We start from the raw sequence: 17,800 nt of genomic DNA on the forward strand, positions 1-17,800 counted from the left end.
CTTTTATGACTCGCCGTCCGCCGTGGACTCGGTCGGCATCGCGCAGGGTCGCAGAGGCTGCCGCAGGGCAGGGACGATGCGGTCGCGACCCTTGTCGTGAGGGCAACCCATGGCTCAGGGCGGACAACGGATCGCTATGGGGCCGGGCCGTTCGAGAGGCTTTTGCGCGGTCTCGGCCATGAGGAACCAAAGACCGGAGCCTGGCGGCTCGTGGGCCGGTGATGCGTTCGGCCGGGCAGGGGTCCCGCCCCCGAGATCCTTCGAGGGTCCGGATCGAGCGCCTTGCCGCCCTGCGCCAACGCGCGCCGTCCTGCCCGACGATGGTCGCCCCCGTGAAAACCAGCGCCGCGCGTGGGCCCCGGACGTCCGCACCGCGACCCGGCGCGGTGCGGACGGTACCTGACCCGTGCGCGTCTTCTGATCTCGCCGGGTGCACGGGGCGCCCAATCCGAGCTTACGAGCGGGATCGGACCCCGGCTCGAGGCCGAACGGCCAAGTCGGCGATCGATTGATCGGGGCCGATATCGTTTCGACCGCCTTCGATATCTCGCCAATACGGCGATCGAGGGCAGCTCCGATGTCCGCCAAGATCGTCGATGTCGGCGCGATTGCCTGATCATCCCGAAAATAGATGGATCTTCTTCCTGGGCTCCGGACATTCTCGGATCACCCAGCCCGTATATTGATTGGGCGATTGGCTCGATTTCGTCAGTTTAAGGCGTTGCTATGGAATGTACTTGTAATCGCGTCAATGAATAAAAGTCTATTCGCATAGGAATCTAACGGCGATTGCAATAAATGATAACTACGTAGATCGAGGCTCGCCGCCGATTACATTTTTGAACGCGAAAGCTTTACAAGTCGCTATCCTGCCTTAATTATTCGTTAACGGTATCGATACAAAATTTTGGATCAAAAGTTATGATTTTTGCTCGGGTCGACGCTGCCTCAGGACAGGTCGGGTTCGACGGTGACGCTGCGCGTGTCACGAAGGACGGTGTCGTCGTCGTCGACTGGACGACGGGGACGAGTCTTTCCGGCGTCCCCGCCGGGGTCGGCTATCAGCTTGAGACGGTCCGTGGCGGCGTCGTCACCTCGGTCGATCTCAGCGTCGGCTACATCGTCGTGACCACCGGCCAGTCCAACATGCGCGGTTGGTTCACCGACCCCGTGACGCAGGCCGCGACCGTGCCGAGTTTCCGCTGGAACGGCAGCGACTGGGTCGCCACGCCCGGTGCCGGGGCGGTGGCCTTCGCCAGCACGCTGAGTGCCGGACTCGACGGTGCGCCGATTGCGTTCGTCGATGGCGCGGTCGGAGGAACGGCGCTCCTCGCCCGAACCGAGACCGCGTTCGGCTACTGGCTGAAGGAGGGTCCCGGCAGCCTTTACCAGAACACCCTCGATCAGCTGAAAGCGGTCGGCGGCACGGCCGACCTCATTCTCTGGATGCAGGGCGAGACGGAGGCCAGCGCGCGGACAGTGACCGCGGACGAGTATGCGAGCGCGCTCCAGGGCCTCCTGGCCAAGGCCCAGGCCGATATGGGCAGCCCGCCCGTCATCATCGGCGGGCTGGCGGCCTCGCCGCTCTTCCCGGCCGGCTTCGACGCGATCCGGGCCGGCCAGATCGCCACCGCCGAAGCGATGGCCGACGTGGACTACGTCGCCTCCGATCTCAGCCTGGAACTCATCGACCACGTTCACCTCACCGGCGCCGCCCGCGTCTGGCAGGCGATCGAGGTGGCGAAGGCCGCCGCCATCACGCTGGGCGGGCACGCCCCCGTTCCCGATCCGCGGCTGGCGGGCACCGACGCGGCCGACGATCTGGCACCCGGCGCGGGCGACGACGTGATCCGGAGCCTCGGCGGCGACGACCGCGTCGATGGCGGCGCCGGACGCGACGTCATCGCCGGCGGCGCGGGCGACGATCTCCTCCACGGCGGCGAGGACGACGACGCGGTCTACGGCGACGACGGCATCGACACGATTCACGGGGACGGGGGGAACGACGTCCTCTTCGGCGGGCGCGGTGACGACGTCCTCTACGGCGGTGACGGCCGGGACCTCCTCAACGGAGGCTCCGGGCGCAACCTGCTCATCGGCGGTAACGGCGACGACACCTACACGATCGCGATCATCACCGACCACAGCCCCAACAGCGATGCGGTGGTGACCAACCAGATCGTGGAACTGGTGGGCGGGGGCTTCGATACCGTCAGTACGTCGATTTCCTACACGCTCGACGTCAATGTCGAGCAGCTCATCCTGGCCGGCAATACCGCGATCGACGGGACGGGCAACGACGATGACAACGTCATCCTGGGCAATAACGGCGTCAACGTCATTTCGGGCCTGAACGGCGATGACATCCTGCGCGGCTACGGGGGCAACGACACCCTCTACGGCGGCGCGGGCAACGACATCCTCTACGGCGATATCGGCTTCGATGCCCTGTTCGGGGGCGAGGGCGACGATCGCTACTACACCGACGCCAACGACACGATCACCGAGGAGGACGGCCAGGGCATCGACACGGTCTTCGCGACCACATCCACCCTGCTGGTCCGCAACGTCGAGAACCTCACTCTGATCGGTTCTTCGGGGATCAACGGAACGGGCAACGAGCTCGCCAATATCATCATCGGCAATGCCGCGGCGAACGTGCTCGATGGCGGCCTCGGCGCCGATATCCTGATCGGCGGGGTCGGCAACGATACCTACATCGTGGACGATGCCGGCGACGTCGTCATCGAGAGGCCCGGGGAGGGCCGGGACCTCGTCAAGGCGTCGATCTCCTGGACGCTCGGGAGCGACCTCGAGGATCTGACGCTGACCGGCACCGCCGACCTCGCCGGGACCGGCAACGGGCTCGCCAACGTCATCACGGGCAATACCGGCGCCAATCTCCTCACGGGCGGCGACGGCAACGACACGTTGCAGGGCGGCGCGGGGGCCGACACGCTCGTGGGCGAGGCCGGGGCGGATTACCTGCTGGGCGGGGAGGGGGACGATCTGCTGATCGGCGGGGCGGACAACGACCGCCTCGATGGCGGCCTGGGCGCCGACCGGATGCAGGGTGGCGCCGGCGCCGACACCTACACGGTGAACGACGCGGGCGACGTGGTCGACGAGACGGGCGGCGATGGCATCGACCTCGTCAACAGCTCGGTCAGTTTCGACCTCGGTGATGCGGCGCGGACGATCGGGGCCGTCGAGAACCTGACGCTGACCGGCACCGACGACCTCGCCGGCGCCGGCAACGCGCTGACCAACGTCATCACGGGCAATGTCGGCGCCAATCTCCTCTCGGGCGGCGGCGGCAACGACTACCTTTACGGCATGGCCGGCAACGACACGCTCATGGGCGATGCCGGGGCGGATTACCTGCTGGGCGGGGAGGGGGACGACCTGCTGATCGGCGGGGCGGACAACGACCGCCTCGATGGCGGCCTGGGCGCCGACAGGATGCAGGGCGGCGCCGGCGCCGACACCTACACGGTGAACGACGCGGGCGACATCGTCGACGAGACGGGCGGTGACGGAACCGACGTCGTCAACAGCGCGATCGATTTCAGCCTCGGCGATGCGGCGCGGGCGATCGGGGCCATCGAGAACCTGACGCTGACCGGCACCGCCAACCTCGCCGGTACCGGCAACGGGCTGGCCAACGTCATCACGGGCAATGCCGGCGCCAATGTTCTCTCCGGCGGTGACGGGGCCGACTCCCTGCTCGGCGGTGCGGGGGACGATGTCCTTGCGGGCGATGAGGGCAAGGATACGCTGACCGGCGGGGCGGGCGCCGACAGTTTCGTGTTCGGCGCGGCCAGCGCGACCAGCACCGATCGGGTCATCGACTTCAGCAGCGCGGCGGGTGACAAACTCGTGTTCAAGGCCGTCGATTACGGTCTCAACGTCGGTCAAGGCGTGGACGCGACGGGTCAGCTGAATGCGGATTACTTGGAGTACGGGGCGGCGGCGAGCCGCTCGCACGCGACGTTCGTGTTCAACAGCCTCACCAAGACGCTGTCCTGGGACGCGGATGGCGCGGGAGGGCAGGCCGCCGTGGCGGTGGCCATCTTCACGATCCCCACCGGCATGGCCGCCGGCGATTTCCTCAAAGCTTCAGACGTTCAGTTCGTTCTGAACCGGTCGTTGCCCGCCCCGAGCCTAGCGCTTCGGTCGGACACGGGCATCTCGGCGAGCGACGGCATCACCCAGGACGGGACCGTGGTCGCGGTTCCCGGCAGTCCGGGCGGCAGCCTGCGCTACACGGTCGACGGCGTCGCGGTGGCGACCTACGATCCGACCGCGCTCGCCGACGGTGCCCACACCGTCACGGTGACGCAGACCGACGCAGCGGGCAACGTCTCCCCGACGACCTCGCTGAGCTTCGTCCTCGACCGGACCGCACCCTCCGCACCGAGCCTGGTGCTTGGGTCGGACACGGGCGCCTCGGCGAGCGACGGCGTCACCCGGGACGCGACCGTGGTCGTGGCCGCCGGTGAGCCGGGCGGCAGCCTGCGCTATACGGTCGATGGCGTCGCGGTGACGACCTACGATCCGACGGCGCTCGCCGACGGCACCCATACCGTCGCGGTGACGCAGACCGATGCGGCGGGCAACGTCTCCCCGACGACCTCGCTGAGCTTCGTCCTCGACCGGACCGCACCCTCCGCACCGAGCCTGGTGCTTGGGTCGGACACGGGCGCCTCGGCGAGCGACGGCGTCACCCGGGACGCGACCGTGGTCGTGGCCGCCGGTGAGCCGGGCGGCAGCCTGCGCTACACGGTCGATGGCGTCGCGGTGACGACCTACGATCCGACGGCGCTCGCCGACGGTGCCCACACCGTCACGGTGACCCAGGCCGACGCGGCGGGCAACGCCTCCCCGACGACCTCGCTGAGCTTCGTCCTCGACCGGCTCGCGCCGAGCCTCTCGATCTCGGCCAGCGACGCGCAGCTCACCGCCGGTGAGACGAGCGAACTCACCTTTCAGTTCAGCGAGACCATCTCGGGTTTCTCGTCGGACAGCGTATCGATCAGCCATGGCCAACTGGGGCGGTTCGCCAAGGTGGGCGAGCGGACCTACACGGCCCTGTTCACCCCCGATTCCGACTACGCGGGCGAGGGGCTCGTGAGTGTCGGGGGCGCCTCATACGCGGACAGTGCCGGGAATACGGGCGGCGGAGGCCAGATCGTTTTCACGATCAATACCGTCGCGACGTCACGGATCGCCGGCACCGCGGGCGACGACATGTTGCGAGGGACGGCCTCCGACGACCGCATGTACGGTGACGCCGGAAACGATGTCTTGTTGGGCTATGCCGGCAACGACGTGCTCTATGGGGAGGGCGGGAACGACCAGCTCGATGGCGGGACCGGCGCCGACACGATGCGTGGCGGGATCGGCGACGACACCTATACGGTCGAGAACGTGGGCGACGTCGTCGACGAGAGCGACGGCTCGGGTGCCGCGGACCGCGTCCTCAGCTCGATCAGCTTCGACCTCGGTAACCGGACGCACGTGCTCGGCGAGGTCGAGATCCTCATGCTGACCGGCACCGCGGCGATCAACGGCACGGGTAACGAACTCTCGAATAAGCTGGGCGGCAACGCGGCGGCCAACATCCTCGATGGGGGTGGCGGCAACGACTTTCTCTACGGTGTCGCCGGGAACGATACGCTGGTGGGCGGCGCGGGCAACGACCGCCTCGACGGCGGTGCGGGCGCTGACCTCATGCGCGGCGGCGCCGGCGACGACACCTACGATGTCGACAATGCCGGCGACGTGGTCGACGAAAGTGACGACCCTTCGGGCATCGACCTCGTCAACAGCGCCATCGACTACACGCTCTCGACCAACGTCGAGAACCTGACCCTGACCGGCACGGCGGCGCTTCACGGCACGGGCAATGCCCTTGCCAATCGGCTGAGCGGAAACGGCGCCGCCAACGTTCTGTCCGGTGGTGACGGGGCCGATGTACTGCTCGGCAATGCGGGGGACGATGTCCTGGCCGGCGACGGCGGCAAGGATACGCTGACCGGCGGAGCGGGCGCCGACAGTTTCGTGTTCGGCGTGGCCAGCGCGGACAGCACCGACCGGATCCTCGACTTCAACAGTGCGGCCGGGGACAAACTCGTGTTTCGCGCCAGCGATTACGGTCTCGGCGTCGGTCACGGCGTGGACGCATCGGGTCATCTGAATGCGGACTACTTCGAGTACGGGGCGGCGGCGAGCCGGTCGCACGCGACATTCGTCTTCAACGGTTCATCGAAGACGCTGTCCTGGGACGCGGACGGGGCGGGGAGCCAGGCGGCCGTAGCGGTGGCCGTCTTCACGGTGCCCACCGGCATGGCAGCCACCGATTTCCTCAAAGCCATCGACGTCGATTTCATCGTGTAACGATCCGCGCCCGCACCCCGAGCCTGGCGCTCGGGGGCGGGCCGTGGCCGCGATCCCCGGTCGGCGGGGCAGGGGCAAGGGATCCGACGCGACGCTCACGCCTGACCATCCCCGAACCACGCTCGCTGGCGCGTTCCGGAGACGGCGAGGCGTGCCGCGGAGGAGGGGGCCTGTGCGGACCGCCCGGCCCTCCTCGACCAAGGAAAGGCGCGGCGATCCGCGACCGCCGCCCGTTCGTGCCGGCTGGATACCGCCCCGATCATAGCGCGGCGGTTCAACCATCCCAGGCCGGTTGCCATGCCGCCTCGCAGCCCGTCAGTGTGCATGTCACCGCTAAATGGCGGCGGATATCCGAATTTGGCGGGATCAGCCGGGATTTGCCGGGACAGCGTGGGACACGGCAGTACCGTTTTGGTCAGGCTGCCGGGGTGGGCATGATGACAAATGGATTTGGGATCACCCCGTTTTGGTGGATGGTCAGAGGACTTGGCTAAGTAGATTTCATCGTAGACGCCCCTGGGGGCAGTCTCCTGCTCGTAGACTCTGGCTGCGTAACGCGGTTGGGTAAGGGGGGCGGCTCTCGAGCATCGGGAAACACCTCACGCGAAAGCGCACTCTGTGTTTACAAAAACAGGGCAATCCCAGAGTTCGCTATAGCTGCACTGCAACACAGCAGATTGCCGAGCACGCGATTGAGATCGCGTCGCTTGGCCTCTATTTCTCTACGTGCCGGTGGTCGAATTCGGGACACTGCCCAATAGCGGGTAGGAGGGGTTACGGCCTCCCGCCGGTACCCCTAGACACTTTCCGGCCAGACTCTCGGCACCCGATTAAGATCGCACCGCCCAATCTCTATCCTCCTGAAAGTCGGTGAACGAAATCGGGGCACTCGACGGCGATGCTCTTGCCTCGCGCGGTCTGAACCTTAATCTGGCGCAGCAGCAGCGCGACCTGTTCCACGCTCGGGCTCTGTTCTTGACCTTGACCCAGCCAACTGGTCCGCGCCGAGCGCAAGTTTTTCGGGCATCCTGAACCCTGAAGGAGGGCGGGTGCCATGTCTCGCAAACGCTTCACGAACGAGCAGATCGCTTTTGCCCTGCGGCAGGCAGAGAACGGTGCGACGGTGGACGAGGTCTGCCGGAAAATGGGCATGTCCGAGCCGGCGTTCGACCGGTGGAAGAAGCAGTTCGTCGGCATGGGCGTGCCAGAGATCCGGCGGCTGAAGCAGCTGGAGGACGAGAACGGCAAGCTCAAGCGGTTGGTCGCCGACCTGACGCTGGACCGCTCCATGCTGCAGGACGTGCTCAAGCGAAAGTGGTGAGGCCCGCCGTTCGCCGCGAGGTCGCCGGCCACCTGCAGGTGGCCTACGGCATCTGCGAGCGACGGGTCTGCCAGGCTACCGGCTTCGGCCGGTCGTCTCAGCGTTACCGCAAGCGCTCTGATCCGCAGGTGGCGCTGCGGATGCGGCTGAAGGAACTCGCTGCCGCACGGGTGCGCTATGGCTACCGGCGACTGCACATCCTGTTGCGGCGGGAGGGCTGGGCCGTGAACCACAAGTGAACGTACCGGATCTACCGCGACGAAGGGCTGTCGATCCGGACCAAGCTGCCCAAGCGCAAACGGGCCTGGCGCTACCGGCTAGGGCGGCCTGTGATTGGTGGTCCCAATGAGGTCTGGGCCATGGACTTCGTGTCCGACCGCCTGTTCGACGGGCGTCCGTTCCGAATTCTGACGGTAGTGGACTGCCACACGCGAGAGGCGCTCTCGCTCACACCAAGAGCCAACTTACGCGCCTTCCAGGTGACTGAGGCGCTCGACGCCTTGGCCCAGCTGCGGGGTCGGCCCAAAAGCCTACGGGTGGACAATGGGCCGGAGTTTGCCGGTCGTATGCTCGATCAGTGGGCCTACCTGAACGGGGTCGAGATCGACTTCTCCCGACCGGGCAAGCCGACCGACAACGCCTACATCGAGTCGTTCAACGGCCGCCACGGGCGGAATGTCTGAACGCCTCGTGGTTCCTGTCGCTGGCCGATGCCCGCGAGCGCATCGAGGACTGGAGGTGTCACTACAACGAAGACCGCCCCCACACGGCCCTGGGCGGCTTGACGCCTCGAGCCTTCGCCAACCAAGCTGTCACAGCCCAAGAAATTGCATAGGTGGCGGACCACAAACCGGGTCAACTCTACGGCCTACAAGCCATACCTTAGGGCGGACCACTTCGGTGGGGCGGATCAAGTTGCGCCCGTCATTGGCGGCGATTCTTGATGGAGTGAGCGGCTACATTTCGGAGTTCGGCGCCACGCCCGATCTGGCGGCGCCAACTGCTCGGCGGCGCTGCGGCCACAGCAAGGAGCCGCAGCCCCGTGGTGGTGCGACAGCTCTTCGGGATGTACAGGGTCAGAAGGCCACAATATGGTCCAGCGCGAGATGCCATAAAGGAGCTGTCGATTCCGATGACCGACTTGGTCGAGAACCACAGAGGCTGAACCATCGTGGACCATAGGATTCAGTTACAGCGTGCGATGATGGACCTGCTTCGCGCGCCCTCCGCGCAAGCCAGGCAGGTGTCGGCTGAAGCAATCAGCCGAGCGGCCTTGGACTTCGCGGCTTCCTACGAAGCGGCGCCGCGTCCGGAGCCCGCACAAGCGCTAGAGCGCGACAAGCACGCTCTGGCCCTAGCAGGCGACCGGCTGGACGAGATTGACGATACAACCCTGGACGCGTTCAATAAGCTTCTACCTTGGGCAGCGATGACGACGGACCGTCGGGGGCGGATCGTCGGGGGCGCCTGGAGCAATACGAAGCGTGCAAACTTCGGTAAGTTGATCGACAATCGCATTCGCGAGTTCGATCGCTTTTCACCGCTCAAAGGAAAGCACGTACTCGAGATTGGCTGCTTCGAGGGTATCCACACCCTTGGCTGCCTGCTTCTAGGGGCACGAGTTACGGGCGTTGACGGGCGTATAGAGAACATAGTGAAGACGATGGCACGCCTCTGGGCGTATGGGCAGACTACGCCGCTTCTTTTTTGGGACCTGGAAGGCGAGCCACCCTACAGTCTAGCGCAATTCTGGGACGTGCTCCATCATATCGGTGTTCTTTATCACCTCACTAACCCAGTCGAGCATCTCGACCTTGTTCTGCCGCGAACGAAGCAAGCGATCATCCTCGATACACATGTCGCCTTTGACGACGAGCACGTCGATGGGACGTATACGGTCGCTGGCCGCATCTACCGCTACCAGCTGCAGCAGGAAGCCCATACGGTTAGCCCGTTTGCGGGACTTCGCGATCATGCTAAATGGCTACGTGTAGAGGACCTGGAAGACATCTGCCGTCGTCACGGCTTCGCTGACATCCGCAGGGTCGAAGATCGCAACGAACGAAACGGAAGGCGGGTCCTGCTCTGGGCGTTTCGCGAGTCCGTTGCTTAGGCAACGGGCCAGGATACGGTGCCAAGCGGGCGCTTTCACCCAAGTGCGATGTTGGGTATGGCGGTCGTGCAGTCGGCTACCCGTGACTGCTTTCAGCTTCCCTTCGTCGTGCAAGACTTGCTAGTTGTCGATACTGGCGGAGCGAGACGCGCTCGCTGTATGAGCGGCGGTATGCTTGGATATGGTATGGGTTGCCATTTGCTCATATGCAACAACGGGAGAAATCGATTTGTCGCCTTCGCCTCTCGACGCACTCGGCACGGCCGAGCCGACAAAACGAACGGCGCTTTGCTGTATTGCTCGTAATGAAGCGCGCGATATCGGTGAATGGATTATATACCACGCGCGGATCGGTTTCGACGCCATCATCCTCTACAATCACCGTTCGGTCGATAGCACGGGCGAGGTTGCACGGAGAGCCGCTGCCCTCGCTGAGGTAGATTTGACTGTCGTTCCCTGGGACGAGGAGATTAGTCCTCAAAACAAAGCTTACAGCCATGCATTAGATACTTTCGGTGAACGCTTCGAATGGATGGCGTTCATCGACAGTGATGAGTTCATTGTTCCGGTCAAGGATCGCACGATCGGACAGTTTCTAGATTCACTCGGGCCGGTTTCTGCGGTCGCTATCCACTGGGTCTGCTATGGATCTTCGGGGTACGTGGCGTTCCCAGCGGGTTCGGTCACGGCATCGTTTTTGTGGAGAGGACCGCTGGGCCTGTCGATCAATTGTCATGTTAAGATGATTGTCCGCCCAGAAAAGGTCGATCGAGTGATCAATCCGCACTATTTTAGCTTGAAGGACGGGAGCGAATGTTACACCCCCATGCTTGAATTGCCTTCCTGGAGGAAACCCGGCAAAACTCTCTCGCCTTCCGGGCAGGACATTATTCGCATTAATCATTACTTTACCCGATCTCGTGCTCATTTTTTAGAAAAACTTGCTCGCCCAAGGGCGACAAAAGCCCATGTGGTTCGGGTTGATAATTTTGCTGAGAATGACACGAACGACGAGCTTGATCCCGTCATTCCTTATCTATTTCCTAATGTCCTCACAGAAATTAAGTCGAATCTTGCTTTAATACGGCCAGTTGCCCGTGAGATATCGACATCCGGCGGCGAAAGCGTTTAGCAACAATCGAAACAACTTTGATCTGCGATCGCCGAGTCGATAGCTGGAAGGTGCTGCGTCGTCCGTATTGGGGCAGTGTCGCCGACTGCGTCGGATCCACCTCAATGAATTTTAAGTGTTTGTAAGTAGCTGTCAAACCAACACCCAAGGGTGCTGCGCATCCTGCATGTTTCGCTTGGACGCGCGGTGCCTGCTGAAGCGGCACCTGAGGCAAAGATGACGACCAGAATACCTGCTCCCGGTTTTCCAAACGCTTATCTTTGTAATTACGATGCACATCAGATCGAGCGCGATCTATCATGCGCAGAGATCATGCCGCAAGGCGTTGAGCCTGAGCTAATGACATTCAATGATGTCTGGATGTATCCGGGCTTTTCTAGTCTTTATCAGGACAACGGCGAACGCATTCCAGGAACCGAATCTAGGTATTTTCGCCCCAATACGCCGGTCCGTCCTGCAGATATTGAAAGATCGGCAGTTGCGAATGACGGAAATAGTCCGCTGTTAGTAGACCCGTCCGCGCTTCGGAAGTTTTACGGCGGATTTCTCACGATAGATAGGCCTATCTTATATTTCGGGATGTACACGCGGCATTACGGCCACTTTCTGACCGATAGCATGAGTCGGCTATGGGCGAACCGGTCGCTTCCAAGCGATTTGATGCGCGTCTTCCTGCCCCACGGATCGCCTGATCGGGCAAAAATTCCATTTATTAAATTTATAAATGAAAAACTAAATTTGGGGTCGTTGCCGCCAGAGATCACCTCGTATCCAGTGCGGTTCAGAAAAGTCGTTGTGCCGGAGCCGGCCTTCCAGACGCGATACAGGATCTTCGACAACGCCGACACTCCTCACCTTGACGTAACGCATGCTGTCGACCACGCCGATGAACAAACGCGGCCAGTCTATCTCAGCCGATCTCGGCTTCAACAACGGCTCCGTGACATCAGCGATGAGGATCAGGTAGAGGCTATATTCCGTAGTCGTGGATTTCAAGTTATTTATCCGGAAATGCTAACCCTTTCAGATCAGATCAAGATCTTTAATACCGCTCCAATCCTTGCTGGATTCATAGGTTCGGCTTTTCACACTGCCTTGTTCTCTCGGCGCAGCTACTCGGGGCAGATGATCTTGATTGCTGGAAACGAAGTCCTGAGTGCGCGTTTTCTTCTTATTGGGGCGATCAAGGGCTTTACTACCGATTACGTCAAAGCGGGCCGCTACAGCAGCTCGTCAGGAAAACGAGAGGTCATTCCTGACGTGGACGCGATCAAGAGCTATCTCGAGTCCAAGTTCTAAGGGGTCCGCACCATTTCAAAAGTGTCCGTGCCTGTCTCCCGAAGTGGATTGGCAGAGATCTGCTTTAAGCCGGGCCTGACAATTTTGTTGTCAATCCAGTCGTTGTAGCCGCTTCCGCCGCGAACGTAGGCATACTTCCCATTGCCGCCCGGATCTAGAACATTGTTCTCGATGATGTTGTCCGTCGCAATCCCTCCCCCCTCGCTGCCATTGCCGGTTCGAATGCAGGCCGTGTCCGACCCGTCATAGGTTCGTCGGGCGTTGACCTCCTTGACGGTGTTTCGGCTAATGGTGTTCCGCGCTGTGTTCGCCTGACCGCGAGACGACCCAACGATTACGATGCCTGCGATGCCGGAGCGAAGAACTATGTTGTCAGTGACGTTGTTGTCGGATGCGCCATGAATCAGCTTGATTCCGAATAAATACGAATCTGTGACCGTGTTATCTGTGATCTGGCCGGTGATGCCAAATATATCGAGACCCTCGCCTACGTTTGCGACGTGATTTTTTCGTATAACGTAATCTGATACATGCAGCAGATTGATTCCGTCGGTCTGGTATCCGTGCGCTTTGAAGAATTCCGGCGAGACGGTCATGTTCAAAATGGTGTTTTCGGCAATCACGATTCCCGATGACGAGACGCCGGCGACCGTGTCGTTGTCGACCTCAATCCCGGTAATCTGAGGAAGCGCAGGCCAGACGCTATCGTCGTAAAAGTCATGGATACGGTTTCGAGTGATGCGGTTCTTGCCCGTGAGTGAGGCTGCCTTGATGCCGCAGCCCAGCGGGAAGCCGGAAATGTCGAGCGCGTCGATGACGAGATTGCGGACGTTTCGGGCAACGACCGCGTTGACGCAGCGATTTGTCTTTCGCTCTGATTCTATTCTGAAGCCGCGGAGGACAGGCGTGTCGCGCGGCTGCGACGGATCGCGCTTCGACCCCGACAGGTCCAGCACCACGGCGTTATCGCCGTAACGTCCGGCAACCGAGAGGTCGCGATTGTTGAACGAGGCCGCGGGCACAAAAATGGTAGCGCCGCCGCTGCCTACCAGCCCACCGGCATCGGGGATGGCGAGACGGCGGTTCAAGACGTACCGCTTTCCGTCCGTGAGGCGAACCGGCCGCCGGTTCTCGGCCATGTAGGCCACCGCCCGCCCGAAGGCCTCGTCGTCTGCTGCCCACCCGTCGCCTTTGGCTCCAAAGTTTTCGACAGCAAGGAGTTCGGTGCGGTCGGCGTCGGTGCCACGAGCTAGACGGAGGTAGGCAGGACCGGCCGGCGCTACGCTCTCTGAGAAGGCCGCTGCGCCTTTCGTGGCGGTGAATGCCGCGAGGCTAAGGCCCGCGCCGAGGAGCCTCCGCCTTGTCGGATCGTGCAGATCGGAGGAGACTGAGTCCTTGCGCATAAAGGGTCGTCCAGTGATGCACCGCGACATCTCAAATTAGGGTATGTGCACGAGGTCGACAGCCGCAGCGTATTAAGAGCGTATAGCTTAATTCAGGTTCGGGAGGAACTAGCGTATCGGTCTGAGGTCTTACGTTGTTGGCTTCTTACGCGTCACTGTCGAATCTATTGGCGCAGGCTGTCTTTGCTGCAGGGCCGCTGAGCGGAGGTCACCGTGATAGGGGAGGGCGACGCGCCCATTGCAGGGCCGATCGAATCGCGCAAGCCCTGACCAAGGGGCTATGCTGGCTCTCGGCACCGGAGCCGTCGTGTCTCGCGTTGACAACTCGCATTAGATCGGTACGAGCGACCAGTCGGGCGATCTTTTTGTTTTCCCGAACTCTTCTTAAAATTTTATCCGATCTGCTCTTAACATGGGTCTCCCCGCATAACGGCCCGCAACGATGGTGGTATGTCGCAATGATCAACCAGAACTTGATCTTCGATCTGGGGATGAGCGAGGGGAACGACACGGCCTACTATCTTGCAAAAGGCTTCAGCGTCGTCGGCGTTGAGGCAGATCCAGTAATTTGCGTTGCGCTGCGAAATCGGTTCGCCCACGAGATCGCAGCTGGTCGCCTTGATCTATTCAACGCCGCCGCCTTTCACACGGCCGGTATGGCGGTCGATCTTTGGAGGAATGACGCTGCGCAGGGCACGTCCTCTCTTCGCAAAAGCAACAAGGCCCAATTTGCGGACTCTCAGCGTTCCTTCTCGGTTAAGACGGTGGATTGGCCGACCCTAGTTACGAAACACGGTGTGCCACGCTACTGCAAGATCGACATCGAAGGTGGAGAGATCGACTTCCTGAAGTCGGTGTCGGGAGCCGAGGCGCTTCCGCCCTACATGTCGGCCGAGAGCAAGACACTGGAACCGATCGTGGCGCTCCACGAACTCGGCTACCGACATTTCAAACTTGTGGACCAGGGCGCCGTACGCTCCTTTCCGATCTGCAACCCTCCACTCGAGGGGACCTATGTTCCCAAGCCCGATTGGAGACACACGTCGGGTCCGTTCGGGCGCGAACTGCCCGGCCCGGCTTGGCTCTCCTTCAACGAGATTAAGGATCTGTTCCAGACTCTGCTGGAGATCAAGCGGCACCGGACTGTCGGCTGGACCTGGTATGACTGCCATGCGGCCATCGAGGTCGACTGACGTGGCTCCCAGATTTTATCCAGCTTGATCCTGAGTGCTACAGTAAATTTTGGTGACGTTTCCAAAAAATACTGATCCGGATAGAAATTGAGTTCGGCTTTTTGCGAGGACCGAACGGATGAAGCGGAATCTTGTGTCTGAAGAGCAGATCGGCGGGGTGATGAAGGAGGACGAGGCGAGCGCGGAGGTGGCCGATCTGTGCCCGAAGCATGGCTGAACGAGACGAAGTTCTTGGCTTGGAAGTTCAAGTTCGACGGTCTCGATGCGGGTGAAGTCAAGCGCCTGCGATCTTCGGAGCACGAGAACACGAAGCTGAAGTAGCTGCTTGCCGAGGCGATGCTCGACAACACCGCGCTGAAGGTCTGCTGGGGAAAAAGGTGACGCCTGCTGTCCAGTGAGAGGCTGTCGCGCATCTTCGGACGGTTTTCGAGATAAGCGAGCGGCGGGCGTGCCGGCTCCTGGCCTGCTGCCGGATGGTCGAATTCGAGACTCTGCTCAAAAGCGGGTAGGAGGGGTTACGGCCTCCCGCCGAGACCCCTAGACACCTTCCGGCCTGACGCTCGGCGCCCAGTTGAGATCGCCCCGCCCAATCTCTATTCTCTTGAGCGTCGGTGGACGAAATCGGGGCACAGCCCAAAAGCGGGTAAGAGGGGGCACGTCCTCTCGCCGACATACCATCATGGCGGTGGGCGCCGTCACGCTCGAGCTGCCGCCCCATAATCTAATTGGGTTACATCTACCTCAATCTCACCGCGCACTTAGTGAAAATTTGGAGATGATCATCGGCTTTTGAGGCATCGCGCTGCAGGTTTTGGCCTTATACCGAAACGCATGCGTAGCTGGTCAATACTGCAGGTTCGAACGAATGTATCGTTTCTTTAACAGTAGTTTCCTCTGCATATTTTCTCTATGCGAATGAGGCTATTTTGGGCGCCGGGCCGGGGGCATATAATGACTTTGCCGTCTCGGTCGTGAGTTTCGACGCGAACGACCTCTGGCCTCATGAAGATTGCAGCTCGGTCAAAATTTTAACTTGTGCAGGATCCGCCTTGGGTGGAAGTTGACCTAATCACTCGCTTGCTAGGTGGTAGCGCATCTTAAATGCCTCGGTTTTCGAACGGTGCATTGGGCCTGCGTATGGACAGGCTTCGCGCCGTTCTGGAGCGGCCCCCCGAGACCAATGCAAGCTGCCGCGTACTGGGAAGTCCGCACCAGTCCAGGGTCGGGCCGTGATTAGCTGTACGCCCGTTTTGGATGACGAGCAGGAGCCGCGAGCCCTTCTCGTTGCCAGATGTGTTCGACGCGCTACACGTCCATGCCTTGACAGCGTACGAGATCAGAGTTCAGTTCGGGCATAATTTGATGATAGAATTTGAGGAAGCGATGAACAATCCAGGATTGGCTGACGCAGCCGTGGCAGGTCCATCCTTCAAGCTAACGTCGACTTCATTTCAGAGGCGGACGGCTTAGGGCAGGTGCAAGATACGAGCTACTGGACCTAGACCAGCGGAAATTCCGCCGCTTACAACAAGCTTTCACTGAGGTATGGGGAGGGGGATTGTGACGAAAATACCGGGACCTTCCGTAAACTATACGTCGTATGACGGGGACTCGTTGACGCTATATCCGTGGTTGGGAAGAAATGTCGCTTTGCTAACAGCTTCCAATTTCCTTGACGGCAGTGTAATGGAGCAAATAATTAACAAATTAGACGATGGATATGACATCTACGCTCAAATCACTGGACGCGAACCAAATCCGTATCTTGTTTACAGTGGTATTGCGTCCATTGCTCAAGTCCCGAGCGCATTCAAAGGCGGCGCAAGTGCTATAGGATATTTAGGTTTTACAGGTATTGAAATAACGAATGCACCATTTAATAAATTATACGATGAGGTTTCAGCTAGCAATACATTCGATCAAACGTTATTCTATGAGTTAGGGCGCAATTTTTGGTTCTATGGAGATCAGTTAGGGGCTTTTGATCCTTTCGTGACTGGTTTCGCGATTGTCAACCGATTTATATCGATGCAGGAAGCAGGTGTTTCAGGCAGTACGTTCAACGGCCTCACTTTCGATGAATTCAAAATCTCCATTTTGGAAGATTTGATACAAACGTTTCTTTCAGGTTCGTCTTACACTATTGCAAACACTCTCGGTGTATATCAGGGTGTCCCAAGTAATAATGGTTGGGGCGCGGCTGATCTAGCTGCATCTGTCCTGTACCAAGTGTTCGAAGATTTTGGTATTGAAGCATATTCAAATTTTTATCGGAAACTTGCGCTGCTTCCAGCAGCAAGCACACAGGTAGATGCGTTTAACAATTTAGTCGTAGCAGCCACGCAGGCGACTGGATTTGATTATGGATTTTTAGACAAACCCGCTGGCATATCGTATATAACGGGCGGCAGGGCTTCAGATAGCTTATTCGCTGATGGCAGCGGAAATCCCGTCTTTGGTTTTGCAGGTAACGATGTAATTGGGGGCACAGCAGAATCGGATCGCCTGTTTGGAGACTCCGGTGATGATGCCCTTTTGGGAGCGGCGGGAATAGACAATCTTGTAGGTGGAGCAGGCAACGACATCCTGTTCGGCGGTGACGACGACGATCGCCTCGCTGGAGGAGCAGGTGACGACACTCTGGAAGGCGGGACGGGTGCGGACCTCCTGGTGGGTGGCTTGGGCAATGACACCTACGTGGTGGACAACGCGTTCGACATAGTGATCGAGACCGATGGCCAGGGCGCTGACATCGTCCAGTCTTCCGTCTCTTTCTATATGAGTGGGCAGGAACTCGAAAACCTGACCCTGACCGGTTCAGCTGCTATCAACGGCACCGGTAACTCCATTGCCAACACGATCACCGGCAACAGCGGCGCCAACATCCTCAATGGCCTGGTTGGCGCCGACACGATGATCGGCGGGGCCGGCTCCGACACC

The 17,800-nt window shown here is 60.7% G+C and carries 11 protein-coding genes and 1 pseudogene; 11 read left to right on the forward strand and 1 reads right to left on the reverse strand.

Annotated elements, in window-relative coordinates:
• Nucleotides 1-921: 921 nt before the first annotated feature.
• The 8 genes from MFF26_RS23165 (at nt 922) to MFF26_RS23185 (ending at nt 12,264) form a co-directional block, all read left to right on the forward strand.
• Entirely contained in the window at nt 922-6,399 is a 5,478-nt protein-coding gene (locus MFF26_RS23165) for a beta strand repeat-containing protein (RefSeq protein WP_238308623.1), read from the forward strand.
• Nucleotides 6,400-7,453: 1,054 nt separating this feature from the next.
• Nucleotides 7,454-7,720, forward strand: a complete 267-nt coding sequence (locus tag MFF26_RS26665; RefSeq protein ID WP_373324525.1) for a transposase — start codon at nt 7,454-7,456, stop codon at nt 7,718-7,720.
• A complete protein-coding gene (locus MFF26_RS26670; protein WP_373324526.1) occupies nt 7,717-7,959 on the forward strand; it encodes an IS3 family transposase in 243 nt (80 codons plus the stop codon). Before MFF26_RS26665 ends, MFF26_RS26670 begins: the two co-directional genes overlap by 4 nt.
• 120 nt (nt 7,960-8,079) lie before the next feature.
• Entirely contained in the window at nt 8,080-8,403 is a 324-nt protein-coding gene (locus tag MFF26_RS26675) for a DDE-type integrase/transposase/recombinase (protein WP_373324527.1), read from the forward strand.
• Nucleotides 8,298-8,555 (forward strand): integrase core domain-containing protein, encoded by a 258-nt coding sequence (locus tag MFF26_RS26680; protein WP_373324528.1) that lies wholly within the window; start codon nt 8,298-8,300, stop codon nt 8,553-8,555. Before MFF26_RS26675 ends, MFF26_RS26680 begins: the two co-directional genes overlap by 106 nt.
• Before the next feature lie 369 nt (nt 8,556-8,924).
• Entirely contained in the window at nt 8,925-9,833 is a 909-nt protein-coding gene (locus MFF26_RS23175) for a class I SAM-dependent methyltransferase (RefSeq protein ID WP_238308624.1), read from the forward strand.
• 181 nt (nt 9,834-10,014) lie between these two features.
• Entirely contained in the window at nt 10,015-10,965 is a 951-nt protein-coding gene (locus MFF26_RS23180) for a glycosyltransferase family 92 protein (RefSeq protein ID WP_238308630.1), read from the forward strand.
• A gap of 150 nt (nt 10,966-11,115) precedes the next feature.
• A complete protein-coding gene (locus MFF26_RS23185; protein ID WP_238308625.1) occupies nt 11,116-12,264 on the forward strand; it encodes a glycosyltransferase family 61 protein in 1,149 nt (382 codons plus the stop codon).
• On the opposite strand, the gene MFF26_RS23190 is transcribed toward MFF26_RS23185, so the two are convergent.
• Nucleotides 12,261-13,667 carry a right-handed parallel beta-helix repeat-containing protein gene (locus tag MFF26_RS23190; RefSeq protein ID WP_238308626.1) on the reverse strand — a complete coding sequence of 469 codons (1,407 nt, stop codon included), beginning with the start codon at nt 13,665-13,667 and terminating at the stop codon, nt 12,261-12,263. The two genes, MFF26_RS23185 and MFF26_RS23190, sit on opposite strands and share 4 nt — an antisense overlap.
• A 458-nt stretch (nt 13,668-14,125) precedes the next feature.
• Here MFF26_RS23190 and MFF26_RS23195 point away from each other — a divergent pair, with 458 nt between their 5' ends.
• From MFF26_RS23195 to MFF26_RS23205, 3 genes and pseudogenes are all read left to right on the forward strand, one after another.
• Entirely contained in the window at nt 14,126-14,860 is a 735-nt protein-coding gene (locus tag MFF26_RS23195) for an FkbM family methyltransferase (protein ID WP_238308627.1), read from the forward strand.
• A 118-nt stretch (nt 14,861-14,978) separates the two neighbouring features.
• Nucleotides 14,979-15,351, forward strand: a pseudogene (locus MFF26_RS23200) (transposase); the annotation flags it as partial.
• Between the two features lie 1,123 nt (nt 15,352-16,474).
• On the forward strand, nt 16,475-17,800 hold a 1,326-nt coding region (locus MFF26_RS23205), incomplete at its 3' end, for a calcium-binding protein (RefSeq protein WP_238308628.1).

The organism is Methylorubrum suomiense, from assembly GCF_022179765.1.
GTDB classification, from domain to species: domain Bacteria; phylum Pseudomonadota; class Alphaproteobacteria; order Rhizobiales; family Beijerinckiaceae; genus Methylobacterium; species Methylobacterium suomiense.

Coding starts and splice junctions, on each gene's coding strand:
- MFF26_RS23175 (WP_238308624.1), top strand. CDS start 8,925: ATGGACCTGCTTCGCGCGCCCTCCGCGCAAGCCAGGCAGGTGTCGGCT.
- MFF26_RS23180 (WP_238308630.1), top strand. CDS start 10,015: ATGGTATGGGTTGCCATTTGCTCATATGCAACAACGGGAGAAATCGAT.
- MFF26_RS23195 (WP_238308627.1), top strand. CDS start 14,126: ATGATCAACCAGAACTTGATCTTCGATCTGGGGATGAGCGAGGGGAAC.
- MFF26_RS23190 (WP_238308626.1), bottom strand. CDS start 13,667: ATGCGCAAGGACTCAGTCTCCTCCGATCTGCACGATCCGACAAGGCGG.
- MFF26_RS26665 (WP_373324525.1), top strand. CDS start 7,454: ATGTCTCGCAAACGCTTCACGAACGAGCAGATCGCTTTTGCCCTGCGG.
- MFF26_RS23165 (WP_238308623.1), top strand. CDS start 922: ATGATTTTTGCTCGGGTCGACGCTGCCTCAGGACAGGTCGGGTTCGAC.
- MFF26_RS26675 (WP_373324527.1), top strand. CDS start 8,080: ATGGACTTCGTGTCCGACCGCCTGTTCGACGGGCGTCCGTTCCGAATT.